15 protein-coding genes are annotated in these 25,502 nt (G+C 72.2%); 10 read left to right on the top strand and 5 right to left on the bottom strand.

Annotation, left to right across the window (positions count from 1 at the left end; genetic code table 11):
• The first annotated feature begins 73 nt into the window (after nucleotides 1-73).
• The gene (locus tag AW271_RS43000) at nucleotides 74-199 is read left to right on the top strand and encodes a hypothetical protein (protein WP_275935790.1); all 126 of its coding nucleotides are present in this window, start codon (nucleotides 74-76) and stop codon (nucleotides 197-199) included.
• A gap of 41 nt (nucleotides 200-240) precedes the next feature.
• Here the strand turns inward: AW271_RS43000 and AW271_RS33515 are convergent, their stop codons facing one another.
• A complete protein-coding gene (locus AW271_RS33515; protein WP_062341627.1) occupies nucleotides 241-1,629 on the bottom strand; it encodes a glycoside hydrolase family 16 protein in 1,389 nt (462 codons plus the stop codon).
• Nucleotides 1,630-1,913: 284 nt separating this feature from the next.
• Here AW271_RS33515 and AW271_RS33510 point away from each other — a divergent pair, with 284 nt between their 5' ends.
• The 3 genes from AW271_RS33510 to AW271_RS33500 all read left to right on the top strand — a co-directional run bounded on the left by AW271_RS33510 (nucleotide 1,914) and on the right by AW271_RS33500 (nucleotide 5,078).
• On the top strand, nucleotides 1,914-2,732 hold the full coding sequence (locus AW271_RS33510) for a LacI family DNA-binding transcriptional regulator (RefSeq protein WP_245653327.1): 819 nt from the start codon (nucleotides 1,914-1,916) through the stop codon (nucleotides 2,730-2,732).
• 77 nt (nucleotides 2,733-2,809) lie between these two features.
• Nucleotides 2,810-3,931 (top strand): monooxygenase, encoded by a 1,122-nt coding sequence (locus AW271_RS33505; RefSeq protein ID WP_062341625.1) that lies wholly within the window; start codon nucleotides 2,810-2,812, stop codon nucleotides 3,929-3,931.
• 16 nt (nucleotides 3,932-3,947) lie between these two features.
• Nucleotides 3,948-5,078, top strand: a complete 1,131-nt coding sequence (locus AW271_RS33500) for a YibE/F family protein (RefSeq protein WP_062341624.1) — start codon at nucleotides 3,948-3,950, stop codon at nucleotides 5,076-5,078.
• On the opposite strand, the gene AW271_RS33495 is transcribed toward AW271_RS33500, so the two are convergent.
• Complete coding sequence (locus tag AW271_RS33495; protein ID WP_062341623.1) at nucleotides 5,075-5,647, bottom strand: SH3 domain-containing protein; 573 nt, start codon at nucleotides 5,645-5,647, stop codon at nucleotides 5,075-5,077. The two genes, AW271_RS33500 and AW271_RS33495, sit on opposite strands and share 4 nt — an antisense overlap.
• Before the next feature lie 141 nt (nucleotides 5,648-5,788).
• Here AW271_RS33495 and AW271_RS33490 point away from each other — a divergent pair, with 141 nt between their 5' ends.
• Nucleotides 5,789-6,373, top strand: a complete 585-nt coding sequence (locus AW271_RS33490; protein WP_062341622.1) for a hypothetical protein — start codon at nucleotides 5,789-5,791, stop codon at nucleotides 6,371-6,373.
• Nucleotides 6,374-6,469: 96 nt separating this feature from the next.
• A complete protein-coding gene (locus AW271_RS33485) occupies nucleotides 6,470-7,423 on the top strand; it encodes a sulfotransferase (RefSeq protein WP_062341621.1) in 954 nt (317 codons plus the stop codon).
• Between the two features lie 132 nt (nucleotides 7,424-7,555).
• On the opposite strand, the gene AW271_RS33480 is transcribed toward AW271_RS33485, so the two are convergent.
• On the bottom strand, nucleotides 7,556-8,452 hold the full coding sequence (locus AW271_RS33480; RefSeq protein WP_245653326.1) for a glycoside hydrolase family protein: 897 nt from the start codon (nucleotides 8,450-8,452) through the stop codon (nucleotides 7,556-7,558).
• Between the two features lie 209 nt (nucleotides 8,453-8,661).
• On the opposite strand from AW271_RS33480, the gene AW271_RS33475 reads away from it, so the two are divergent.
• Both AW271_RS33475 and gnd read left to right on the top strand, forming a co-directional pair.
• Complete coding sequence (locus tag AW271_RS33475) at nucleotides 8,662-9,867, top strand: TIGR03118 family protein (RefSeq protein WP_062341619.1); 1,206 nt, start codon at nucleotides 8,662-8,664, stop codon at nucleotides 9,865-9,867.
• Nucleotides 9,868-9,893: 26 nt separating this feature from the next.
• Nucleotides 9,894-11,333: an NADP-dependent phosphogluconate dehydrogenase gene (gene gnd / locus AW271_RS33470; protein WP_062341618.1), complete on the top strand. Its 1,440-nt coding sequence runs from the start codon at nucleotides 9,894-9,896 to the stop codon at nucleotides 11,331-11,333.
• Nucleotides 11,334-11,570: 237 nt separating this feature from the next.
• On the opposite strand, the gene AW271_RS33465 is transcribed toward gnd, so the two are convergent.
• Nucleotides 11,571-12,896 (bottom strand): condensation domain-containing protein, encoded by a 1,326-nt coding sequence (locus AW271_RS33465; protein WP_169806434.1) that lies wholly within the window; start codon nucleotides 12,894-12,896, stop codon nucleotides 11,571-11,573.
• Nucleotides 12,897-12,961: 65 nt separating this feature from the next.
• On the opposite strand from AW271_RS33465, the gene AW271_RS39095 reads away from it, so the two are divergent.
• Nucleotides 12,962-19,414 carry a non-ribosomal peptide synthetase gene (locus tag AW271_RS39095; protein WP_083977606.1) on the top strand — a complete coding sequence of 2,151 codons (6,453 nt, stop codon included), beginning with the start codon at nucleotides 12,962-12,964 and terminating at the stop codon, nucleotides 19,412-19,414.
• Nucleotides 19,411-24,744: a non-ribosomal peptide synthetase/MFS transporter gene (locus AW271_RS33455; protein WP_062341616.1), complete on the top strand. Its 5,334-nt coding sequence runs from the start codon at nucleotides 19,411-19,413 to the stop codon at nucleotides 24,742-24,744. Before AW271_RS39095 ends, AW271_RS33455 begins: the two co-directional genes overlap by 4 nt.
• Here the strand turns inward: AW271_RS33455 and AW271_RS33450 are convergent.
• Entirely contained in the window at nucleotides 24,735-25,355 is a 621-nt protein-coding gene (locus AW271_RS33450; RefSeq protein ID WP_174553134.1) for an HNH endonuclease family protein, read from the bottom strand. The two genes, AW271_RS33455 and AW271_RS33450, sit on opposite strands and share 10 nt — an antisense overlap.
• Between the last annotated feature and the right edge of the window lie 147 nt (nucleotides 25,356-25,502).

The raw sequence follows: 25,502 nt of genomic DNA, 5'->3' as shown, positions 1-25,502 counted from the left end.
CCCGTTCTTTCTGTCCGGTACGGCCCCCGCCCGCGCGGGGGCCGTATTCGTTTCCGGGGCCCGCGCAACCGCCATGAGGCGTATCCGGCTGCTGCCCGCAGCCGGACCGGGGGCCTGCACCCAGATGGGCGGGGTCGAGATCAACTACCTCGCGACGGTCGAGGTGCCCCAGCTGAAGGAGCTGTCCGGCGACGGCTGACCCCGGCCGATGGCGCCGCATCGGCCGGGGCGCTCAGGGGGTCACGAGCCGAAGGTGAACCAGTTCAGGTTGACGAAGTCGGCCGGTTGGCCGCTGCTGAAGGTCAGGTAGACCGTCTGCGTTCCGGTGACCCCGCCGATGTTGGCCGGGATCGTCTGCCAGGTCTGCCAGCCGCCGGTGTTGCCCACCGACAGGCTGCCGATCGGGGTGGCGGTCGGGCTGCCCAGGCGCACCTGGATCAGGCCGCTCACCCCGCCGGTCGCGCCCGACGCCACCCGGGCCCGGAACTGGGTGGCCGCCGACGTGCCGAACTGCACGTTGTCGAAGCGCAGGTAGTCGCCGTTGGAGAGGTAGGCGACGTTCTGGCCGCCGCCGCCGTCGGTGGTCGTCTCCAGCTGGGTGCCGCTCTGCGCCTGGTAGGCCTCGGCCTGGATGGTGGAGCGGGCGTTCACCCCGCCGCCGCCCCCGGTCGGGGAGGGCGTCGGCGTCGGGCTGGGGTTGGTGGTGCCGCCGCCGCTGTGCCAGACGGCCACGTAGTCGACCAGCATCGGCTTCCCGGAGACCGTCGAGGACGTCGGCGTCGAGTAGCCGGCCACGCCGTTGGGGAAGGCCCCGCCGATCGCCACGTTCAGCAGCAGGAAGTAGCCGTTGTGGTTCGTCATGTTCGACCAGGTCGTCGAGTCGAACTGGGCCTGGTTGACGCTGAAGAATTGGATGCCGTCGACGTACCAGCGGATCTGGTTGGGGGAGACGCTGCGGTCCCATTCGAGGCGGTAGGTGTGGAAGGCCGACTGGCAGCTGGAGTTGGGGCACGCCCGGCTGGCGCCCAGGCCGTTGGTCTCGTTGCACGGGCCGCCCGGGTTGACGCCGCAGTGGAGCGTTCCCCAGACCGCGTTGACGCCGTTGACGTTCTCCATGATGTCGAGCTCGCCGATGCCCGGCCAGTTCCAGTAGTTGCCCCGGTAGGGCGCGCCCAGCGACCAGAAGGCCGGCCAGTAGCCCATCGCCGAGGCGCCGGTCACGTTGGGCATCTGGATCCGGCCCTCGATGCGCAGCACGCCGCCCGCCGAGGGCTTGAAGTCGGCGCGGCGGGTCTCGATGCGGCCCGACGTCCACGAGCCGTTGCTCGCCTTGATCGGGGTGATGCGCAGGTTGCCGCTGCCGTCGAGGCTCAGGTTCTGGGTGTTGGCCGTGTACTGCTGGATCTCGCCGGTGCCCCAGTTGGACGGGCCGCCGGAGTAGCCGTAGCCGGTGTCGACGATCCAGTTGGACGACGACGGCAGCGTGTTGGCCGAGCCGGTGAAGTCGTCGGCCCAGACCAGCGACCAGCCCGACGGCGTCGACGGGACCGACGCGGCGGCCGGGACGCCGACCAGCGCCGTGGCCGCGACGACGGCCGCCGCCGCTAATCGGGTGACTCGAGTGAGCATGATGGACCCTCTCTCCGATCCGCTCCCAGGCGGCGCCGGTGACGGTTCCCGGGCAGCCTCGCGGAGGGGCCGCTGGAGACGGCCCCTGGCGGGGTGGGGATGACGCCGCGACGGCGGATCGGTCTGCCCGACACTGTGCTCCGCTCGTCTCACAGTGGTCAATAGGTCCGGTGCGAAAATTGAGAGCGCTCTCTCGGAAAACTTTGGGTCTTGACGTGTTCTGCGGAAAGGACCAGCCTGTGCAGGAAATCGCTCTCTTGCACTTCTCGGGAAGGGTGGCCGGCGTGGCTGGGTCCGTGGCGCTGGTGGTGGGTGAACCGTTGTCTCGGGTGTTCTCCGAAGACCCGCTGTTCGCGCTCGTGAGCCGGTCGGTCAGCCGGGAGCTCGGCGACGTCGACCGGCAGCTCGTGCTGATGCTCGGCACCGGCCCGGGGAGCTCGGCGCGCATCGAGCGCTACGTCGCGGGAGGCCACGTCGACGGCGTGATGCTCGTGTCGATGCACGCCGCCGACCCCCTTCCGGGGGCCATCGACCGCATCGGGGTGCCGGTCGTGTCGTACGGGCGGCCCGCGCCCTCCGTGCCGATCGGGTTCGCCGACAGCGACAACCCCTCCGGGGCGCGGCTGGCGGTGAACCACCTGCTCAACCGGGGCCGCCGGACGGTCGCCACGATCGCCGGGCCGCCCGACATGATCGCCGGGCAGGACCGGCTGGCCGGTTACCTCGGCGCGGTCGGCGACGCCGGGCATCGGGCGCACGTCGTCCACGGCGACTTCACCCGGCAGTCGGGCGCCGAGGCGATGGCCCGCCTGCTCGCGGCCGAGCCCGACGTCGACGCCGTCTTCGCGGCCAACGACCTGATGGCCATCGGCGCGCTCCAGACGCTGCGCCGGGCCGGCCGGCGGGTGCCCGACGACGTCGCGGTGGCCGGCTACGACGACTTCGAGGCGGCCCGGTTCACGCATCCGCCGCTCACGACCGTCCGGCACCCGGTGGCCGAACAGGTCGGCGCGATGACCCGGCTGCTGGTCGACCGGATGGGCGGCGGGCCGCTCGCCTCGATCGTGCTGCCCGCCGAACTCGTCATACGAGAGTCGACATAGGGGCCCATCCGAAGGAACGACCCCTCCCTCCCAAAGGAGGATGGCCGGGTAACGCCCGGTGTATCAGCGTTGAACACATGAATGGACTTCGGGGAAGCCTGGCCGCGCTCCTGGTCTTAGTGGTGACGGCGGCCTGTGGAACGCAGGAGACGGCGGCGCCGGCGCCCGCCGCCACACCCAAGCACGGCCACGCGGCCACCAAGGCGCCGGCGCAGCCGCTGCGCGACGGGGAGCGGTTCGTCACGCTGACGATGCCGGAGCCCTACACCCCCAAAGGACCCAACGGCGGGTCCGACGACTACCGGTGCTTCCTCATCGACCCCGGCACGCAGGGCGCCGGATTCCTGACCGGGGCCCAGTTCCAGCCGCTCAACCTGGCCATCGTGCACCACGCGATCTTCTTCCGGCTGGCCCCGGAACAGGTCGCCGAGGCGAAGAAGATGGACGCCGCCGCCCCCGGCCAGGGCTGGACCTGCTTCGCCGACGCCGGGGTCAGGGAGGCCGGCTGGGTGGCCCACTGGGCGCCGGGCGACCGCGAGACGCTGCTCGACCCCAGGTACGGCCACCCGATCCCGCCGGGGAGCCAGCTCGTCATGCAGGTCCACTACAACACCCGCGCGGGCGACGGGGCCGACCAGTCGGCCATCCGGCTGCGGGTCAGCGACAAGCAGCTTCAGCCTCTCGGCACCGCCCTGTTCCCGGCGGCCGTCGAACTGCCCTGCGCCGCCGGGGAGTCGGGGCCGCTCTGCGAGCGGGAGGCCGCCGTCGCGGACATCGGCCGCCGGTTCGGGGAGGAGTCGGCGCGCACGCCCGGCTCGCTGACCGAGTTGTGCGGCCCGGCCAGGCCGGGACCGACCCAGCACTGCGACATCCCCGTGCCGCAGGAGGGCCTGCTGCACGCCCTGGCCGGGCACATGCACCTGCTCGGCCGGTCGATCAAGATCGAGCTCAACCCGGGCACGCCCGGTGCGCGGACGTTGCTCGACGTCCCCGAATACGACTTCGACGACCAGGCGCTGCGCCCGCTGCCCGCGCCGGTGAAGGTCGGCGAGGGCGACGTGGTGCGGGTGACCTGCACGCACGACGCGAAACTGCGGAGCATGCTGCCGCAGCTGGAGAAGGAACCGGCCCGCTACGTGGTGTGGGGCGAGGGCACCGCCGACGAGATGTGCCTGGGGATCGCCATCATGTCGGCCTGAGCTACTGTTCCCGACCATGGGTCACTCGCACGGGCCGGTCGCCCCCGCCGACCGCCGAACCGTCTGGGCCATGCTGGCCGTCATCGTGCCGCTCGCGGTCGCCACGCTCGTCGCGCTCGTCGTCCTGTGGCCGGGTGACGTGAAGAAGGGGGCGCAGGAGCCGCAGCTCCCCGAGACCGTCGGCACGATCAGCGCGGTCTCGGGGGAGTCGGCGACCGTCGAGTTCTCGGCGTTCGACCGGGTCACCGCGATGGTGCCGACCGCGCCCGGGTCGGCGACCTTCGCCGTGGGCGACAAGGTGGTCGTGCTCGACCTCCAGGACGGCACCTACGCCGTCTCCGACCACGACCGCTCGACGCCGTTGTGGGTGTTCGGGGCGGCGTTCGCGCTGGCGGTGATCGCCTTCGGGCGGTGGAAGGGGCTCACCGCGCTGGCCGGGCTGGCGATCACGTTCGGGCTGCTGCTCACGTTCGTGCTCCCGGCCATCCTGGCCGGGCGACCGCCGTTGCTGATCGCCGTCGTGGGCTCGGCGGCGATCATGCTCATCGTCCTGTACGTCACCCACGGCGTCACCGTGCCCACCTCGGTCGCCGTGATCGGCACCCTGGTCAGCCTCGGCCTCACCGGCCTGCTCGCGCTGGCGGCCATCGACTGGGCCCACCTGACCGGCGTGACCGACGACACCAGTTTCCTGCTCGGCACCAGCCTCCAGCTCAACACCCAGGGCCTGCTGCTGGCCAGCATCATCATCGGCTCGCTCGGCGTGCTCGACGACGTCACGGTCACCCAGGCCGCCACGGTCGCCGAGCTCGCCCACGCCAACCCGGGATACACGGCCCGGCAGCTCTACCGGGCCGCCTCCCGGGTCGGGCGGGCGCACATCGCCTCGGTCATCAACACGATCGTGCTCGCGTACGCCGGCGCGTCGCTCCCGCTGCTGCTGCTCATCAGCGTCGGGAACGAGCCCCTGGGCGAGGTGCTGGCCGGGCCGGTGGTGGCCCAGGAGCTGGTCAGGAGCATCGTGGGCACGATCGGGCTGGTCGCGGCGGTGCCGGTCACGACGGCACTGGCCGCGCTGACCTGCAGGGGGCGGGCCCGTTCGGCCGGGGACGTACCCGAACGGGCCCACGACCTGGTGACCGGTTAGGCGCGGCGCAGGTAGTAGCCGTACGACCAGCCGGTCGTGCCGCGCTTCGTGGTGACCTTGACCCAGCCCTTCTCACGGACGGGGGAACCCTGGACGGTCGCCTTCCACTTCAGCTTGCCGACCACCCGATGGCCCAGGCCCGGCCCCGACCGGACGTTGAGGTGGCTGCCCTTGCGGACGTGCTGGACCCGGTACTTCACCGTGGTCCCGGCCGCCACGACCGTGAGGTAGCCGAACGCGCTCGGGTAGGTCTGGCCCTGGCAGGCGACGGAGATCGAGTAGGTGCCCGGCTTGGCGCCCGACCAGACGGTGGCCGTGCCGGTGGCCCGCACGCCGTTGGGCAGCAGCGTGACGCTGCGGCCCCAGGCCGGCGAGTAGGCGTAGCCGGGCCGGTTGGGGCACGCCCTGGTGCGGAGCCGGACGGTCTGCCCGGCGTGGACGGTGGAGGGGGCGGAGGTCACCGCCACGCCGGAGGACGCGGCGGAGGTCGCGGCGGTGCTCGCGCCGGCCGGGAGGGCCAGGCAGAGTACGGTCGCGGTGGCGAGGGCGGCGGGCTTGACGAGATCCATGATCTCACTCCTTACGTACTTGGCAGGCTTGTGACCTGCTGTTACTACCAAGAGTAATCGCTTGATTACTTATTGTGAATACCTTGGCGCAGATCTGGTCTCCAGCCGCCCGGGTTCGCGAGAGAAAGGATCACGGCGCGAATGACGTCGAGAATCGTCGACCGGCTCAGTAGCGTGATCACGGTCGAGCGGGCCCAGTTCGCGCTCAAGGATCACGATGGTGACTCCGACGACCCGGCCGGGTGGCCCACTCCGGCGGAGGTCGCGGGGCGGTTGTCGCCGCAGGAGGGTGGCTCGTGGTTCGAGGCGACCGTGAACTGGGCGGTGTTCCTCAGTGAAGCCGAATGGCATGACGTCGAGGTCGAGCTGGAGTTGTGGGACGGCCGGCCGCCGGAAGGCGGCCCGGAATGGCCGCGGAGCCGGGTGGCTCCGTTCTTCGCCACCTCGGGGCTGGTCTATGCGTGCCCGCTCTACGGCGGAGATCCGCCGCCCCGCCCGCTGGATCTGCGCAGGGACGCCGCCGAATGGCTGGTCAGGGCCGAGGTTCGCCCCGGTCCCGGATGGGAGTGGCCCGACGAGGAGAGGCCCCCTGTCGGGGTGGAGCGCTGGAGGGTGAGCTTCTGGCCGGCGGAGGGTTCGGATCCCCGGCTCACGAACGCTCCGCGCCGGGGTGGGGACTCCGGGAGTGTCCGGCGTTACGCGGAGACCGTGGCGCGACCCCTGTGATCTGGCCTCTTTTGGGGCCGCCGTACTGTGGAAGAGGCCGGGACGTTGAAGGAGGATCAATTCCAGACTAAGTTAGTAGGAAAAGTGGAGGTTAGTGTGACTCTGCCCGGCTTCCTGGTCATCGGGGCCCCCAAGGCCGCCACGACCGCCCTGCACGCCGCGCTCAACGCCCACCCGGACCTGCACCTGTCCGCGGTGAAGGAGCCGAAATTCTTCCTCTCGGACGGCCCGCCGCCCGAGAAGGGCGGGCCCGGCGACGCCGAGACCTACCGTGAGCACGTCTGGCGGCGTGACGACTACGAGGCCCTGTTCCGGCCCGGTTACCTGAACGGCGAGTCGACCCCGTTCTACCTGTACGACCGCGAGGCCCACCGGCGCATCAAGGCGCTCATCCCCGAGGTCCGGCTCATCGTGGTCGTCCGCGACCCGGTCGAACGGGCCCACTCGAACTGGACCCACCTGTGGTCGGCCGGCCTGGAGCCCGTCGGCGACGTCGTGGAGGCGTGCGCGCGGGAGCCCGAGCGGATCAGGGCCGGGTGGGCCCCCTTCTGGCACTACGTCGGGCTGGGCAGGTACGGCGAGCAGCTGCGCGACCTCTACGACCTGTTCACCGAGGAGCAGGTGCTCGTCTTCCGCTACCGCGACCTGCTCGACCGCCCGGGGGAGACCCTCGACCGCATCTGCGGGCATCTCGGCGTGCGGACCGGGCTCATCTCGGAGGTGCCCCGGGAGAACGTGACCGTGCATCCCCAGGAGACGGTGCTGCACCAGGTGTTGTCACAGGTGGTGCGGGTGGGCGACCGGCTCGGCGGGCAGGTGCTGACCGCGCCGCTCGCGCGGGTGCTCCAGCGTGACGGCAAGGCCCGGCGGCCCCTGACGTGGGAGCAGCGGCAGGAGCTCATCCCCTACTTCACCGACGACATCAAGCTGCTCGAAGAGGTGACGGGGGAGGACTTCTCCGACTGGATCGGCCCGCGCGACCGCTCGGGCGGCCAGGTCGGCCACCGCCCCGAGGGCCAGGGCCAGGCGCGCAACGGCCGCCCCAGATGACTCGTCGCGGCGGGCCGGCGGAGCGGTGACCGGCGCCGGGTGCGGCGCCCGGGCGGGGCGGGCGTCGGTGCCGGGGCGGGCGGAGCCGTAACGGAGAAAGAGTTTTGACCCGCGCCGATGGCGCGGGTTCCGTCAGACGAGTTCGGTGCGCAGGTCGTGGGCGCCGTCGGGGCGGGTCCACTCGTAGAAGATGCGCCGGCCGCCGCCCGGCAGGTCGAGGATGTCGAGGTAGCGCAGGCCGCCGTGGGGCGACTGGGCGTGCGGGTGGACGCCCACCGCCGTCAGGGTCGAGGGGTCGGGGCCGGTCGCGACGCCGGTGCGCTCCTCGTAGTTCTCGGCGGCGCTGGCCCGGCCGTCGTAGTAGGCCAGCACGCCGTCGTCGGTGAAGCGGACCGCCGAGATGCGCACGCCGCGGGAGTCCCAGGAGCCGGGGCGGCGGTCGAGGGCGGTGCCGTGCCAGGACCAGTCGCGCCCGTCGGGGCTGGTCGCGTAGTCGGTGACCATCTGGTCGGCCTCTTCGGGCACCTCCAGCGGGTGGCAGGACGCCCACAGGTGCCACTGGCCGCCGTGGTGGACGATCACCGGGTCCTTCACGCCGGTCTTGAGGTCGCCGGGCAGCACCACGCGGGCGGTCGCCGGGTCGAGGTCCTCGGGACGGGACGCCTCGAGCAGTTCCACCCGCCAGTGCTTGGTGCCGTAGGTCGCGCAGCTCAGGTAGAGACGCCAGTCGCCCTCTTGGGTCAGCACGAGCGTCGGGCGCTCCAGCGACTCGGTCCGCATCTGGTCCTTGGTGATCGTGAGCACCGGCTCGTAGCGCTCGCCGTCGTCGGAGCGGGCGATCTGGATCGCGTAGCCCCGGCCCTCGCCGATCGGGCGGCGGAGACGGTAGGCCAGGTAGATCGTGCCGTCGGGCGTCACCACGGCGCTCGGCGCGCCGGCCCAGAAACCGGGGCCGTCTCCCGGCGGGGGGATCGCCACGACGGAGCGCTGAGGCTGGGGGAGGAACATTCCGGAGTCTCCAAGGATCACACGTCGACGATAGACAGCCAGGTGGACGGGTCAAAGGGGCTTTGCCTGCTCATTGACTCGGCAAACCCTACCCTTTTACTAGGTTTATAGGCCGGTGATATTCCGCTGAACCCTCTCGGGAAGCGCCGCGTATCTCCGCCCGTAAGGGAGCTTCGCGAACCTCCGCACCTCAGGTCATTACCGAGAAGGCCCTCGAAGGAGACCACCAGATGCGTTCACGCGTCGCCGTGCTCACCGCCGGGACGCTCGTTCTGAGCACCCCCCTGAGCATTCCCGCCAGCGCCCAGACGGCCCCACAGGCCAAGCCCGCCACCGTCAAGGTTAGCAAGACGACCACGTCGACCAACCGGTTCGCCCAGGTCAACCTGGTTTCCGACGTGCCGGGCAAGGCCCCCGTCACCGACCCCAAGCTGGTCAACCCCTGGGGTCTGGCGATGGGCAAGACGTTGTGGGTCTCGGGCGCCGGCACCGGTGTCGCGACCGTCTACTCCGGCAACGCCAAGAAGGAGCAGACCGAGGTCGCCATTCCGGGCGGCACGCCGACCGGACAGGTCGTCAACATGTCGCAGGACGAATTCCTGATCAAGGACAAGCCCGCGACCTTCATCTTCGCCAGCCCCTCGGGCGCGATCACGGCGTGGAACGCCGAGGTCAACCCGAAGAACGCGATCATCGCGGCGTTCACGAAGAACGCCGACTACAAGGGCCTGGCGGTGATGAACACCAACCGGGGCGCCTTCCTGCTGGCCCCCTCATTCTCGCACGGCAAGATCCACGTGTACGACTCGGAGTTCGACCGGGTGCGGCTGTCCCGCTCGCAGTTCCGCGACCCGCGCATGCCCGCCGACTACGCGCCGTTCAACGTCGAGGTCGTCGGCAACGTGATCATGGTCGCGTACGCCAAGCGCGACGCCACCACCGGCAAGGCCGTGCCCGGCCGCGGCAACGGCTTCGTCTCCCGCTTCTCCGCCAACGGGCGCTTCCTCGGCCGCTTCGCCAATCGCGGAGCGCTCAACGCCCCGTGGGCGATGATCCGGGCGCCGCGCGGATTCGGCGCCTTGGCCGGGGCCGTTCTGGTGGGTAACTTCGGAGATGGGCTGGTCAACGCCTACAACGCCCGCACCGGGCGTTACCTCGGGCCGCTGCGCCAGACCAACGGTCAGGCGATCCAGCTCGAGGGTCTGTGGGATCTGGAGCCGGGCACTGCGGCGAACGGCGGAGAGAACTCTGTATGGTTCGCGGCGGGTATCGACAAGGCGCAGCACGGCCTCCTGGGCGTGTTGAGGCCGTCGGACGCCGGGCCGCTGCCCGGCGCGGTGTCGACGCCGGCGCCTTCGGCGTCTGCGCCGGCGACGCCCAAGCCGTCGGCGGCCACCACGCCGACGTCGTCAGCGGGCGGCAATTACGGTTACTGAGCTGCCCGGAAGGATAGGAGCGGCGCATGGACAAGAACGTTTTGGGCACGGCTGACATCGGGGTGACCGGCCTTGCGGTTATGGGCCGGAACCTGGCGAGGAACCTGGCCCACCACGGATACGTCGTCGCGGTGCACAACCGCACCGAGAGCAAGACCCAGGAGCTCGTCGAGAACCACGCCGGAGAGGGCGCGTTCGTCGCGACGGGCACGACGGCGGAGTTCGTGGCGTCGCTCACGAAACCCCGCAAGGCGATCATCATGGTGAAGGCCGGTCCGTCGACCGACGCCGTGATCGAGGACCTGGCGGCCCACATGGAGCCCGGCGACATGATCGTCGACGGTGGGAACGCCCTGTTCACCGACACCCGGCGGCGCGAGGCGGCGCTCAAGGAGCGCGGCATCCTGTTCGTCGGCACCGGCATCTCCGGTGGTGAGGAAGGCGCCCTCAACGGGCCCAGCATCATGCCGGGCGGCTCGCCGGAGGCGTACAAGTCCCTCGGGCCGATCCTGGAGGACATCTCGGCCAAGGTCGACGGGGTGCCCTGCTGCACCCACGTCGGCGCCGACGGCGCGGGCCACTTCGTGAAGATGGTCCACAACGGCATCGAGTACTCCGACATGCAGCTCATCGCGGAGGCGTACGACCTGCTCCGGCAGGCCCTCGGCCGCTCCCCGGGCGAGCTGGCGGAGATCTTCACCGAGTGGAACCGGGGCGACCTCGAGTCCTACCTGATCGAGATCACCGCCGAGGTGCTCGGCCACGTCGACGCCAAGACGGGCCGTCCGTTCGTCGACGTCGTCGCCGACCGCGCCGAGCAGAAGGGCACCGGCCGCTGGACGGTCCAGAACGCCCTCGAACTCGGCGTGCCGGTCACCGGCATCGCCGAGGCGGTGTTCGCGCGCGGCCTGTCGGGCGACGTGACCCGCCGCCAGGCCGCCCGCGACCTCGAAGGCCCGATCGGGTCGGCGCCGAACTACTCCCTCGTGGACGACGTCCGGCAGGCCCTGCTCGCCTCGAAGATCGTGGCGTACGCCCAGGGCTTCGACCAGATGGCCGCCGCCTCCAAGGAGTTCGGCTGGAACATCAACCTCGGCGACATGGCCACGATCTGGCGCGGCGGCTGCATCATCCGGGCCCGGTTCCTCGACCGGATCCGCGACGCCTACGCCAAGGACCCGGGGCTGCCGACGCTGCTGGCCTCGCCGTCCTTCAGCGAGGCGCTGGCCGAGGCGCAGGGCGCCTGGCGCCGGGTCGTCTCCACGGCCGCCTCGATCGGCGTGCCGACGCCCGGGTTCTCCTCGGCGCTGGCCTACTACGACGGCCTGCGCCGCGACCGCCTGCCGGCGGCCCTGATCCAGGGCCTGCGCGACTACTTCGGCGCCCACACCTACAACCGGGTGGACCGCGAAGGGGTCTACCACACCGACTGGAGCGGCGACCGCGCCGAGCACCAGGAGAAGTAGGACCACGCGGGGCGCCGGTGACCTGACCACCGGCCCCCGCGCCCCCGTCCCGGACGGCAGGGCGACATGGGCGGCGCGCGCCGGCGTCACCCTGGCCCCGGGCGACGGCGTGGGGGCCGGTGCGCCATTCCCACCGGCCCCCACACGCCATTCAGGCTTTGAAGACTGTGCCGGTAAGTGAGACGGCGCTACCGCCGCCCCCGCCCGGCGTGATCCAATGCGCGGGTGCCGGGCCCGTCATCGAAGTTCTTCCAGCAACTCCCGGAAGACGACCGGCAGCTCCTTGACCTGACCTGCGGAGAATCGGTCAAGTCTGCCCGTGAAGGCGAGCTCGTACTCGTCCCCGCGAGGGGTCGCGGTCAGCATCAGGTCGAGCGCGGCGTCGTCGACCTCGTGGTCCCAGACGCGCGCCTCCAGGCCCTCCCAGATGGGCGGGGGCTTCGGGTCGTCGCGGTGGATGAACGACGTCTGGAACACCGGATGCACGCCCGGGATCCGGGCCACGCCCGCCCGCGAGACCAGGGTGTCGAAGGGGATCTCGTTGGCCAGCGCCCCCGCCGCGGCCTCCCTGACCTTGGTGAGCAGCGCGGGGAACGCCTGCCCGGCGGGCAGCGCGACGCGCAGCGGCACCATGTTCACGAACGTGCCGACGACCGGTTCGAGCTCTCTGCGGGTGCGCGAGGCCGAGACGATCCCGGTCACCAGGTCACGCCGGCCGGTCATCCGCTGGAGCAGCGTCAGATAGGCGGCGCAGAGCGCCACGAACGGCGTCGTCGGGCCGTCGCCCAGCCGCCGCAGCCGGTCGACGGTCTCCCTGCCCACCCGGATCGCGGCGGTCGCCCCGGCCCGGCCGCCCTGGACGGCGGCCGTTCCCTCGAAGAGCGGGCCGGGCGCGCCGCCGAGCAGGTCGCGCCAGTAGGGGAGGCGGGCGTCGATCCTCGTCTCGGCGCGCTGCACCGACCAGGCGGCGTAGTCGGCGTACTGGATCGGCAGGCCGGGGCGCGGCAGGCCCGAATAGAGCGCGGCGAGGTCGTCGGCGACCACGCCCAGCGAGCCGCCGTCGGCGGCGATGTGGTGGCAGACCAGGAACAGCCGGTGCTCGCCGGGGCCGACGTGGAACACGGTCAGCCGCAGCAGCGGGCCCTGCCCGACCGGGAAACGCTCGCCGCTCCGCGCCAGCGCCAGGTCGAGGGCCGCCTGTTCCGGATGGGGCAGGTCGCTGACGTCGAGCCACTCCAACGGCGCCGGCAGCGCGCCGTGGACGACCTGCTCCGGGGTCTCGGTGTACGTCGTCCGGAACACCTCGTGCCGTCTGATCAGCGCCGCGAACGCCCCGGCCAGCCGGGCGAGGTCGAGCCGCCCGGAGAGGGCCACGCCCAGCGTGACGTTGGGGGCGGCGGCCGGGTCGGACTGCTGGGCGAGCCAGATGCGGCGCTGCTCGTGGGAGCACGGGAGCGGGCCGCCGTCCCGCGGAACCGGGGTGACCCCCTGCGGGGCGGCCTTGCGCGCCAGCAGCTTGGCTACGAGAGCGCGGCGCTTGTCGGCCTGTTCGGGCACTGTCATCCCGCGATTGTCGCCGAAGTCCTTGATCGCGGAGAAGTCCTGTTTCATCCCTGGGAGATGGCTGCATGATCGAAACCACCCTGACGAACGTCCCGGCCTTCCTGGACCTCTTCGAGGCCCACGCGGAAGCGTCGCCCGGCCGGGTCGCGGTGGTGTGCGGGGACCGCACGCTGACCTACGGCGACCTCGACGCCGCCGCCCGCGGGGTGGCCCGCCGCCTCGCCGACGCCGGAGTCGGGCCCGGCGACCTCGTCGCCCTCTACGTCGACAGATCGGCGGAGATGGTCGCCGCGTTACTCGGCGTCCTGAAAGCCGGCGCGGCCTACTTACCCCTCGATCCGGGCTACCCCGCCGCCCGGATCGCGATGATCCTGGAGGACTCCGGGGCTGCGGCCGCCTTGACCAGGCCGCATCTCCGCGACAGCCTCCCCGGCTTCCGGGGGCCGGTCGTCGACGTCGACGGCGCGGGCGGCGACCTCGGCGGACGCCGGGACGCCCGCGCCTACGTCCTCTACACCTCCGGCTCGACCGGCCGCCCCAAGGGCGTCGTCATCTCGCACCGGGCCCTGCTCAACTTCCTGACCGGCATGCGCGAACTCCTCGGCGCCGGGCCCGACGACGTGTGGCTGGCCCTCACGTCGCTCTCGTTCGACATCTCCGGCCTGGAGCTCTACCTGCCCCTGGTGACCGGCGGCCGGATGGTGATCGCCGACGCCGAGACCGCCCGCGACGGCGCGCGGCTGCGCGACCTCGTCGAGCGGGAGGGCGTCACGCACGTCCAGGCGACCCCCTCGGGCTGGCGGGTGCTGCTCGACGCCGGGTTCGCCGGGAACGTCACCGGCCTGGTCGGCGGCGAGGCCCTGCCGCTCGGGCTGGCCCGGCGGCTCGCCGCCCGCTGCGCCCGGCTGGTGAACGTCTACGGGCCGACCGAGACGACCATCTGGTCGACCGCGTGGGACGTGCCGAAGAACCCCTCGTCCGTCAGCATCGGCACGCCGATCCTGAACACGACCGTCCACGTGCTCGACGACGACGGGCGGCCGGTGGAGGAGGGCGAGCTTTACATCGGCGGGCTCGGCGTCGCCGACGGCTACCTGCACCGGCCCGCGCTGACGGCCGAGCGGTTCCTGCCGACCGCCGGGGGCGAGCGCCTCTACCGGACCGGCGACCTGGTCCGCCGCCGCGCCGACGGCGGCCTCGACTTCCTCGGCCGCGCCGACACCCAGGTCAAACTCCGCGGCCACCGCATCGAGCTGGGCGAGATCGAGACCGTGCTGGAGGAGCTCGACGGCGTCGCCCAGGCGGTGGTGGCCGTCCACGACGAGGTCCTGGTGGCGTACGTGGTCGGTGACCACGGCGATCTTTTGAGCGCGCTCAGAGAGCGTTTGCCGGCGTACATGATCCCGTCGGTCGTGATCCCGCTCGACGCGTTGCCGCTCACCCCCAACGGCAAGGTCGACCGGCTCGCCCTCCCGGCGCCCGCCAGGAGTGCGGGGGAGATCGTGCCCCGTACCGCCACCGAACGCGTCGTCGCCGAGGCGTTCGCCGAGGTGCTCGGGCTCGACCGGGTCGGCGCGGAGGCCGACTTCTTCGCGGTCGGCGGGCACTCCCTGCTGGCCACCAAGGTCACCGCGCGGCTGACGCGGCGGCTCGGGGTGGAGATCCCCGTCCGGGAGTTGTTCGGGGCGCCGACGGTCGAGGCGCTGGCGGCGGTGCTCGACGGCCTCGACACGGTGTCGGTGCCGCTGGAGCCCCGGCCCGCCGGGTCGCCGGTGCTGCTGTCGCCCGCGCAGGAAAGGCTCTGGTTCCTGCACCGCTTCGACCCCGGCGACGCGTCGTGGAACCTCCACCTGACCCGCCGCCTGCGCGGCCCCCTCGACCCCGACGCGCTCGAACGTGCCCTCCAGCGGGCCGTCGACCGGCACGAGGCGCTGCGCACCCGCTTCCCCGACGCCGACGGGCGGCCCGTCGCCGTGGTCGAGGAGCGGTTCCCGCTCGCGCTCGAACGGCTGACCGCCGCGACCGAGGAGGAGGCCAGAGCGCTGCTGTCGGCGCGGGTCAACGCGCCGTTCGACCTCGCCGCCGCGCCGCCCGTGCGGGCCGCGCTGGTGCGGGTCGGCGGCGAGCACGTGCTCTGCGTGGTCTTCCACGGCATCGCCGGGGACGAGTGGTCGCTCGACGTCCTCGCCGAAGACCTGGCAGCCGACCGTGAGCCCGTGCGCATCCAGCACGGCGACGTGGTGGCCTGGCTGCGCGGCCGGGAGGCGGCCGGGATCGGCGCCGACGCGCTGGCCCGCTGGCGTGAGCGGCTGGCCGGCCTGCCGGTGCTCAACCTGCCCGCCGACCGCCCCCGCCCCGCCGTCGCGGCCAGAAGAGGCGCGCGGGTACGTGCCGAGCTCCCGATCCCCCCGCTCGAAGCGCTCGCCCAGCACCAGGGCACCACCCTGTTCACCGTGCTGCTGGCCGCCTACCAGGCCGTGTTGTCGGCGGAGACCGGCCTGCACGACTTCGCCGTCGGCGCGCCGACCGCCGGGCGCGGCCGGGTCGAGCTGGAGCCGGTGTTCGGCCGCCTCGGCAACACGCTGGTGCTGCGCGCCGACCTCTCGGGCGACCCGGCGTTCGCCGGGCTGCTCGCGCGGGCGCGGGCGACCGTGCTGGCCGCGATGGCCGACGAAGAGGTGCCGGTCGAACGGCTGCTCGCCGAGCTCGACCTCGGCCGCGACCTCGGCCAGGCGCCGCTCTTCCAGACCGTGCTCAACCTCGACACCCTGCCCGAGACGCTCGGCGAGGTGTTCCCGCTCGACCACGTGCCGGCCCGCTACGACCTCACGGTCGACGCCTGGCGGTCCGGCGACACCCTCGCCCTCGATTTCACGTACGACTCGGCCCTGTTCGACGCGGCCCGCGTCGAGGCGCTGGCCGCCCGGTTGACCACCCTGCTGGCGGCCGTCGCCGAGACGCCCGATCGGCCGCTGTCCGAGCTGCTGTTCCCCGGCGTCACCCTCGGCGGGGCGGCCTGGCGGGCCGAGGGGCTGGCGGCCGCGCCGCGGGTCGAGGCCACGCCGGTCACCCGCACCCACCGGGCCCCCGAGACGCCCGCCGAACGCCGCATCGCGCGGGTCTTCGGCGAGGTCGTCGGCGTCGGCGACGTCGGGGCCGACGACGACTTCTTCGCCCTCGGCGGCCGGTCGCTGCTGGCTCCCCGGGCGGCGGCGTTGTTGTCGAAGGCGTTCGGCGTGCCGGTCCCGGTTCGGGCGCTGTTCGCCCACCCGACCGTCGCCGGCCTGGCCGCCGCCATCGGCGCCGACCCCGGCGTGGTGCCGCTGGAACCCCGCGAGCCCGGCACCCCCGTGCCGCTGTCGGCGGCGCAGGAGCGCCTGTGGTTCATGGACCACTTCACCCCCGGCGACGCCTCCAGCAACATGTATCTGGCCCGCCGCCTCCACGGCCCCCTCGACCTGGCCCGGTTCGCCGACGCCTACCGCGCCCTGGTCGACCGGCACGAGTCGCTGCGCACCCGCTTCCCCGCCGACGACGGCCGCCCCACGCTCGTCATCGACCCGCCCGGCGGCGGCACGATCGAGTGGATCGCCCTGCCCGAGGACGCCGTCGCCGACTTCTGCGCCGAACTCGTCACCACCCCGTTCGACCTGGCGGCGGCTCCCCCCGTCAGGGCGACGCTGGTGCAGATCAGCCCCGACGACCACGTGCTCTGCGTCGCGATGAACCACATCATCGCCGACGGCTACTCGGTCAACGTGATGATCACCGAACTGGCCGCCCTGTACGACGGCGCCGACCTCCCCCCGCTGCCCGTCCAGGCCGGAGACGTGTCCCTGTGGCAACTCCGGCGGGAGGCCCTCGACGAGGGCGCGGCGGCGCTGGCGCACTGGAAGGAGCGGCTGGCCGGCGTACCGGCCCTGGAACTGCCCCTCGACCACCCGCGCCCCCTCGACGGCGCGCGGATCGGCGGGGAGCTGAGCCTGCGGGCTCCCGCCGACCTGGTCGCGCGGCTGGAGGCGATCGGCCGCGACAGCGGCACCACGTTGTTCATGGTGCTGCTGGCCGCCTACCAGGCGGTCCTGTCACGGCACACCGGCCAGCACGACTTCGCGGTCGGCTCCCCGACGGCCGCCCGCGAACGCGTCGAACTGGAGTCGGTGATCGGCTACCTGGCGCACACGCTGGTGCTGCGGGCCGACCTGAGCGGCGACCCCGGCTTCGACGAACTGCTCCGCCGGACGTGGGCGACCCTCGTCGACGCCCTGGCCCACCAGGACGTGCCGGTCGAGCGCATCAAGTCGGTGCTCGGCGTGCGCCGCGACCTCGGCCAGGCGGCCCTCTTCCAGACCATGCTGATCCTGCACAGCCACACCTCGGAGGGCAACCTCCCGGAGACCTTCGGCGGGCTGCGCCACGAGCCCTACGACGCCGGGGCCATCAAGACCCCCTTCGACCTGACCCTGACGGTCTGGCCGGTCGAAGGGGGCCTGACCCTCGTCTTCGACTACGACCTGGCCCTCTTCGACACCTCGACGATCGAACGTTTCGCGGCGCGTTTCCTGGCCTGCCTGCACGAGATCGCCGCCGACCCGACCGCGCCGCTGTCGGCCCTCACGATGCGCACCCCGGAGGACGAGGCCGCCCTGGCGGAGTGGGGGGCGGGCCCCGCCCTCCCGCTCCCTTCGGGGACGCTGCTCGACCTGATCGCCCCGAGCGACCGCGTCGCCGTGGACGACCTCACCTACCGCGACCTGCTCAGGGTGGCCGACACCCTGGCCGCCGAACTGAGGGCCCTCGGCGTGGGCCGCGGCGACGTGGTGGCCATCCTCGCCGAACGATCCTCCCGGGCGCTGGCCGGGATGCTCGCGGTCATGAAGGCGGGCGCGGCCTATTTGCCCCTCGACCCCGCCTACCCCGAGGCCCGCATCGCCTTCGTCCTGGCCGACGCCCAGCCCAAGGCCCTCCTCGCCGACCGTGAGCCGAGGGGGAGCGGAGACCTTCCCGTCATCCGCCTAGACACCCCAGATGCCGAAATTTCGGGTGGCGCGAACCATGGTGGGCATGTCGGCGGGCCCGGCGTGCCCCTGCCGCCAGGTCACGAGATTTCGGGTGGCGCGAACGATAGCGGGCATGTCGCCGCGCCCGATGTGCTCTTGCCGCCAGGTCCGGAAATATCGGGCGGCGCGAACCATGGTGGGCATGTCGGTGGGCCGTTGCCCGAAGACCCCGCCTATGTGCTCTACACCTCCGGTTCGACCGGGAAGCCGAAGGGGGTTGTGGTTCCCCACCGGGCATTGCTCAACTTCCTCGTCTCCATGCGGGAACTCCTGGGGTCCACGCCCGATGACGTCTGGCTGGCGCTCACCTCCTTGTCGTTCGACATCTCCGGGCTGGAGCTCTACCTGCCGCTGGTCACCGGCGGGCGGGTGGTGATCGCCGATCCTGAGATCGCCCTCGACGGGCACGCGCTCGCGCGGCGGATCTCCGACGGCGGGGTGACCCACGTTCAGGCCACCCCGTCCGGCTGGCGAGTGCTGATGGAGGGCGACCTGCCCCGGGTGACCGCCCTGGTCGGCGGGGAGGCGCTGCCCTCCGGGCTGGCCAGGGAGCTGAAGGCCAGGACGGGCAGGCTGGTGAACGTCTACGGCCCGACCGAGACCACCATCTGGTCGACCGCCTGGGAGGTGCCCGACGATCCGGGAGAGACATCGATCGGGCGGCCCATCGGCAACACGACCGTCGCCGTCGTCGACGCCGGGCTGAACCCCGTCCCCCCGAGGGCGCCGGGTGAGCTCGTCATCGGCGGGCTCGGGGTGGCCGACGGCTACCTGCGGCGGCCGGAGCTGACGGCCGAGCGGTTCGCCGGCGGCGTCTACCGCACCGGCGACCTGGTGCGCTGGAACTGGGACGGCACGCTGGAGTTCCTGGGCCGCAACGACGACCAGGTCAAGCTGCGCGGGCACCGCATCGAGCTCGGCGAGGTCGAGTCGGCGCTGGAGGCGCTCGACGGCGTCGCCAGGGCCGCCGTGGCGGTCAAGGGCGACGTGCTGGTCGCCTACGTCGTGGGGAGCACGGCGAACCTGCGGGAGCGGCTGATCGAGCGGCTGCCGGCCGGTTACGTGCCGAACGTGTTCGTGCCGCTCGACGCGCTGCCGCTGACCCCGAACGGCAAGCTCGACCGGCTCGCGCTGCCCGAACCCGAACCGCTCCGGCAGGAGACGTTCGTCGCGCCCCGCTCCGACGCCGAGGCGCTGGTCGCCGACGTCTGGAGCGAGCTGCTGGGCGTCGAGGGCATCGGCGCGTTCGACGACTTCTTCCAGCTCGGCGGGCACTCGCTGCTCGCCGTGCGGGTCGCGGCCCGTATGGAGAGCACGGTCGGCGTCTCGGTGCCGATCAGGACCCTGTTCACGCACACCACCGTCGAGACCCTCGGCCAGGCGGTCGAGGACCTGCTGCTGGCCGAACTCGGCGACCTGTCCGACGAAGAGGCGCTCGCCCTGCTGGAGGAGTCATGACCCAGGACCTCTCCGCCGCCAAGCGGGCCCTCATCCAGCAGCGGCTGCGCCGCCGCACGGCCAAGGCCGTCATCGCCCCCCGCGAACCGGGGGTGGTCCCGCCGCTGTCGCACGCGCAGGAACGGTTGTGGTTCCTGGAGCAGTACCGTCCGGGCACCACCGCCTACACGGTCCCGTTCTCGGCCTGGCTGGAGGGCGAGCTGTCCGCCGACGCCCTGCGCGACGCACTGGCCCAGGTGACCGCCCGGCACGAGACGCTGCGCACCCGGTTCACCACCACCGACGACGGCCTGCCGGAACTCGTCATCGACGACGCGACCCCGGTCGACCTGACCGTGTACGAGGCCGCCGACGCCGACGAGGCCCGGCGGCTGATCTCGGCCGAGGTGGCCCGGCCGTTCGATCTGGCCGCCGGGCCGCTGCTGCGGGCCACGCTGGTCCGGATCTCCGAACGCCAGCACGTGCTCCAGCTGGCCGCCCACCACGCCGTCACCGACGGCTGGTCGGGCGACGTGCTGCTGGGCGACATCCTGACCCTGCTCGCGGGCAAGGAACTGCCGCCGCTGCCGGTGCAGTACGGCGACTACGCCCTCTGGCAGCGCGGCCGGGTCTTCCAGTCGGACGTCGACTACTGGCGCGACCGGCTGGCCCACCTGCCGCCGCTCGACCTGCCCGCCGACCTGCCCCGGCCGCCGGAGCAGAGCGCCAAGGGGGCCGAGCACCAGTTCCACCTCGACGGGGAGCTCGTGGCCGCGCTGACCGAGCTGGGGAACGCGCGCGGGGCGACGCCGTACATGACCTTCCTGGCGGCGCTGCAGGTCCTCCTCGGCCGCTGGTCGGGGCAGGACGACTTCGCCGTCGGCACCCCCGTCAGCGGGCGCGGCCAGCCCGAGCTCGACGGGCTGGTCGGCATGTTCGTCAACACCCTGGCGATGCGGGCCGACCTCGACGGCGACCCGTCCTTCACCGGCCTGCTCGACCGGGTGAAGGACGGCGCGCTCGACGCCTTCTCCCACCAGGAGCTCCCGTTCGACCAGCTCGTCAACGAGCTCAACGTCGAACGCGACGTCAGCCGCACGCCCATCTTCCAGGTGCTGTTCGCGCTGCAGAACTACCAGACCGGATCGGGCGGCGCGGAGGGCATCGGGGTCAGCGGCTTCTCGGCCGACGTGACCGCCGCCCGGTTCGACCTGGCGCTCTACCTGTACGAGGGCCTGGAGGGCACCGGCGCCTCGTTCATCTACTGCACCGACCTGTTCACGCCGTCGACGGTGCGGAGGCTGGCCGAGTCGTTCGAGACGCTGCTGCGCTCGATCGCGGCCGACCCGTCGGCCGCGATCTCCACGCTCGACCTGCTGCCCGCCCACGAGGCGTCGGCGACCCTGGCGTTCGGCGAGTCGGCCGAGCCGCGGCCCCTCGACGCCACGCTGCTGCACCACACGGTGCGGATCTCCGACGCCCCGGCCGTGGTGTTCGGCGACGACACGCTCACCTACCGGGAGCTCGACCGGCAGGCCAACCACCTGGCCCGGCGGCTCGTCGAGCACGGGGTGCGGCCCGGCGACCGGGTCGCGGTCTGCCTGGAGCAGTCGGCCGAGATCGCCGTGGCGATCCTGGGCGTGCTGAAGTCGGGGGCGGCCTATGTGCCGGTCGACCCCGAGCTGCCGGCCGCGCGGATGGCGTACATGATCGAGGACGCCGGGATCGCCCTCGCGGTGACCACCCCCGAGCTGCGGCCCGACGGGGTCGCCGGGATCTACCTCGACGGCGGGGGAGCCGACGCCGCGCCGCCGACCACGGTGACGCCCGACGACCTGGCCTACGTCATCTACACGTCCGGGACGACCGGGCGGCCCAAGGGCGTGGCGGTGCAGCACCGGGAGGTGCTGGTCTACCTGGCCGGGGTGCACGAGCGGTTCGAGGTCGAGCCCGGCTCGGAGTTCGCGCTGCTCCAGTCGCTCGCCTTCGACTTCGGCATCACCGTCTTCTACCTGTCGCTGATGACGGGCGGCTGCCTGCACCTGCTGCCCCCGAAGACCGCCGCGCCCGACCTGGCCGCGTACTTCCGGCTCTATCCGCCCGACTACCTCAAGATCACCCCCTCCCACCTGGCCGCGCTGCTGGCCGAGGCCGACCCGGCCGAGCTGCTGCCCCGAAAGCTGCTCGTCCTGGGCGGCGAGGCGGCCCCGGCCGAATGGGCGGCCGGGCTGACCCGGCATGTCCGGGTCGTCAACCACTACGGCCCCACCGAGGCCACGGTCGGCGTGACCACCCACGAGGTCGGCACGGAGAAGGGGCTGCTGCCCATCGGCCGCCCGCTGCCGGGCGCGACGGTGCGGCTGCTCGACGCCCACGGCCGGCCGGTGCCCATCGGCATGCCGGGGGAGATCCACCTCGGCGGCGCGCGGCTGGCCCGGGGCTACCTCGGGCGCCCCGCGCTGACCGCCGAGAAGTTCACGCCCGATCCGTACGGCCCTCCCGGCGCCCGCCTCTACAAGACCGGCGACCTGGGGAGGTGGCTGGAGTCGGGCGAGCTGCAGTTCCTCGGCCGCCGCGACCTCCAGGTCAAGGTGCGCGGCTACCGCGTCGAACTCGGCGAGATCGAGACCCTGCTCGGCGCCTACGAGGGCGTCGCCCAGGCGGTGGTCGAACTCCGCGACCAGCGCCTCGTGGCCTACCTGGCCGGGGTCGGCGACACCGCCGCGCTGCGCGCCTGGCTGAAGGACCGCCTGCCCGACTACATGGTCCCGGCCCGGTACGTCTGGCTCGACCGCCTCCCGCTGAAGTCGCACGGCAAGGTCGACCGGGCCGCGCTGCCCGACCCGGCGGCGGTGGCCGAGCCGGCCGGCGAGTTCACCGACCCGGAGACCGCACTCGAAGAGCTCGTCGCCGGGATCTGGGCCGCCGTGCTGAACCTGGAACGGGTCAGCGTCACCGACGACTTCTTCGACCTCGGCGGCCACTCGCTGCTGGCCATGCAGGTCGTCGCCCGGCTGCGCAAGGCCGGGCACGTCGCGACCCTGCTCGACCTGTTCAAGCACCCGACCGTCCGCGACCTGGCCCGGCTGCTCGACCCGTCGACCGAGAAGGCGGCGGGCGGCCTGCTGCACCGCCTGACCCCGTCGCGGCCGGCCCGCGCCACGGTCGTCTGCGCCCCTTATGGCGGCGGCAGCGCGATCATCTACAAACCGCTGGCCGACGCCCTGCCCGACGACTGGGCCCTGTTCTCCCTGGCCGTACCGGGCAACGAACTCGGCGAAGAGCCGCGCCCGATGCACGAGGTCGCCAGGGAGTACGCCGACGAGATCCTCGCCAAGGTCACCGGCCCGATCGTGCTGTACGGCCACTGCGGCCTCGGCGGCATGATCAGCATCGAGGCGGCCCGCCACCTGGAGGCCGCCGGGCGCGCCCCCGAGGCCGTCTACCTGGGCGGCGCCTTCCCCTTCGCCCGCCCGAAGGGCCCGTTCGCCCGGATCGGCACCTGGCTGGAGGAACTGGGCGGCGACCAGGGCCGCATCAACGCGTTGTCGGCCGCCGGTCTCGACGTCGCGGAGTTCGACCAGGAGGAGCTCAAGCTCATCGTGGCCAACCGCCGGTCGGGCACGCGGGAGGCCGAGGAGTACTTCACCGAGGTCTTCGAGAAGGAGCTGCCGCCGCTGTCGGCGCCGGTCATCGCGGTGGTGGGGGAGCGCGACCCCGCGATGGAGTACTACCAGGAACGGTTCCGCGAATGGCACTGCGTGGCCGAGACCACCGCCTGCGTCGTGCTCGACGAGGCGGCCCACTACTTCGTGAAGTACCGCAACGAAGAGCTGGCCACGATCGTCACCCACACCCACCGGGCCATCGAGGACGGCGCGGCCGACACCCTCACCAAGCGGACGGGCGAGGAGACCTGGTGGCTGGAGGGCCTGTCGACGGCCGGCGCGACCGCTGACGGGGAGCCGCGCCCCGACGTCCACGTCGGCCCCAAGCCGAGCATGCGGCGCTTCACCGCGCTGGCGGCCGGGCAGCTCGTCTCCATCACCGGGTCGGCGCTGACCGAGTTCGCGCTGCCGCTGTGGATCTACATGACCACCGGCTCGCTGGTGAACTTCGCGCTGTTCTCGGTGCTGGCGCTGGTGCCCGGCATGCTCGCCGCGCCGCTCGCGGGCGCCGTCGTCGACCGGTTCGACCGGCGGAAGGTCATCCTGGCCAGCGACGTCGCCGCGGGCGGCACCCAGCTCGCCCTCGGCGTGCTCGTGTGGACCGGCAACCTGATGGTCTGGCACGTGTACCCGCTGCTGGTGCTGCTCTCGCTGGCGCTCACCTTCCAGCGGGTCGCGTACGCCGCCGCGATCCCGCAGATCGTGCCGAAACGGTTCCTCGGGCACGCCAACGGGCTCATGGGCATGGTCGGCGGCCTGGCCAACCTGGTGCCGCCGCTGGCGGCGGCCGGGCTCATGTCGGTCGTCGGGCTCGGCGGCATCCTCGTCATCGACGTCGTCAGCTACACCGTCGCGATCGTCACCGTGCTGCTGGTCCGGTTCCCGAAGACGATGGGCTGGCGGCGTCGCGAGCCGCTGCTCACCGAGCTGGTCAACGGCCTGAAGTTCACCTGGGGCAACCGCGGCATCCGCAGCATGCTGCTGTTCTTCGCCGTGGTGAACCTGTTCATGTCGCCGCTGTTCCTGCTGGTCTCGCCGCTGGTGCTGAGCTTCGGCGACCTCCAGGACGTCGGCCGGGTCACCTTCGCCGGCGGCCTGGGCGTGTTCGTCGGCGGCCTGCTCATGACGATCTGGGGCGGCCCGCGCCGGCGCCGCCTGCGGGGACAGCTCTGGTCGACGGTGGCGTTGTCGGCGGGCGCGGTCGTGGTGGGCGCGCAGGAGAACCTCGTCGTGATCGCCGCCGGGGTCTTCGGCATGTTCTTCTCGCTGACCGTGCTGAACGGCATCTACAACACGATCATCCAGGTCAAGGTCCCGCAGCGGTTCCACGGCCGGGTGTTCGCGCTCAACCAGCTGGTCGCCTTCTCCACCCTGCCCCTCGGTTACGGCCTGGTCGCGCCCTACGGCACCGCCCTGCTCGAACCGCTGATGGCCGAGGGCGGCCTGCTGGCCGGGTCGGTCGGCGTGCTCATCGGCACCGGCGACGGCCGCGGGATCGCGCTCATGTACGTGCTGTTCGCGCTCGTCATGGCGACGGCCGTGCTGGTGAGCCGGTTCATCAAGGTGCTCTGGCACTTCGACGAGCAGATCCCCGACGCGCTCCCCGACGACCTCATCGGCCAGGAGATGCTGAAGGGGGCCGGACGGACCGGCCCCCTCGCGACGGCCAGGGGTCAGCAGTAGCCGAGCATCGAGTTCAGGGCCGTCTTCTCCGACGACTGGAGCTTCAGGGAGTACTTGTACTTCACGGCGATCCACGACTTGGCGTAGGTGCAGTAGAAGGCGGTCCTGGACGGCTTCCACGCCGCCGGGTCCTTGTCGCCCTTCGACTGGTTGACGTTGTCGGTCACGGCCCAGAGCTGCGGGCTCGACAGGTCGTTGGCGAACTGCTCGCGGCGGCTGGTGGTCCAGGCGTTCGCGCCCGACTTCCACGCCTCCGACAGCGGCACCATGTGGTCGATGTCGACGTCGGCCGCGTTGGTCCAGGTGGCGCCGTCGTACGGGGAGTACCAGCTACCGGAGGTCGCGGCGCAGGAGGAGTTCACGACGACGCCGCTGCCGTCGCGCTTGAGCACCTGCTCCCGGGTGTTGCACGCCCCGGAGACGGTGCTCCAGTGCGGGAACAGGTCCCGGTTGTAGGAGCCGGCGTTGGCCTCGGCCGCCACGGTCAGCGCGTTGAGCTGGCTCACGGCGGTGGAGTAGGAGGGCACACCGGGAGGGGTGGCGGAGGCGGGGGTGGCGAGCAGGGCGAGGGTGGCGATCGAGGCCACGCCTAAGGACAGGGCACGCCGCACGGGAGCTCCTTGAGGGGTTGTGAACCTTGTCAAGGAGGACTCTCACATCGCTGACAAAATCGTGAAATATCAGGCTTTGACTACCGAGGCGCCCCGTCTTCGTGGGAACGCGCTGGGGACAAGTCGGACATAAGCCCCAGTTCACCG

This window comes from Herbidospora sakaeratensis, from assembly GCF_001570525.1.
GTDB classification, from domain to species: domain Bacteria; phylum Actinomycetota; class Actinomycetes; order Streptosporangiales; family Streptosporangiaceae; genus Herbidospora; species Herbidospora sakaeratensis.
Note: the sequence above shows the minus strand (reverse complement) of the source record. Positions and strands in the feature narration are given on the sequence as shown.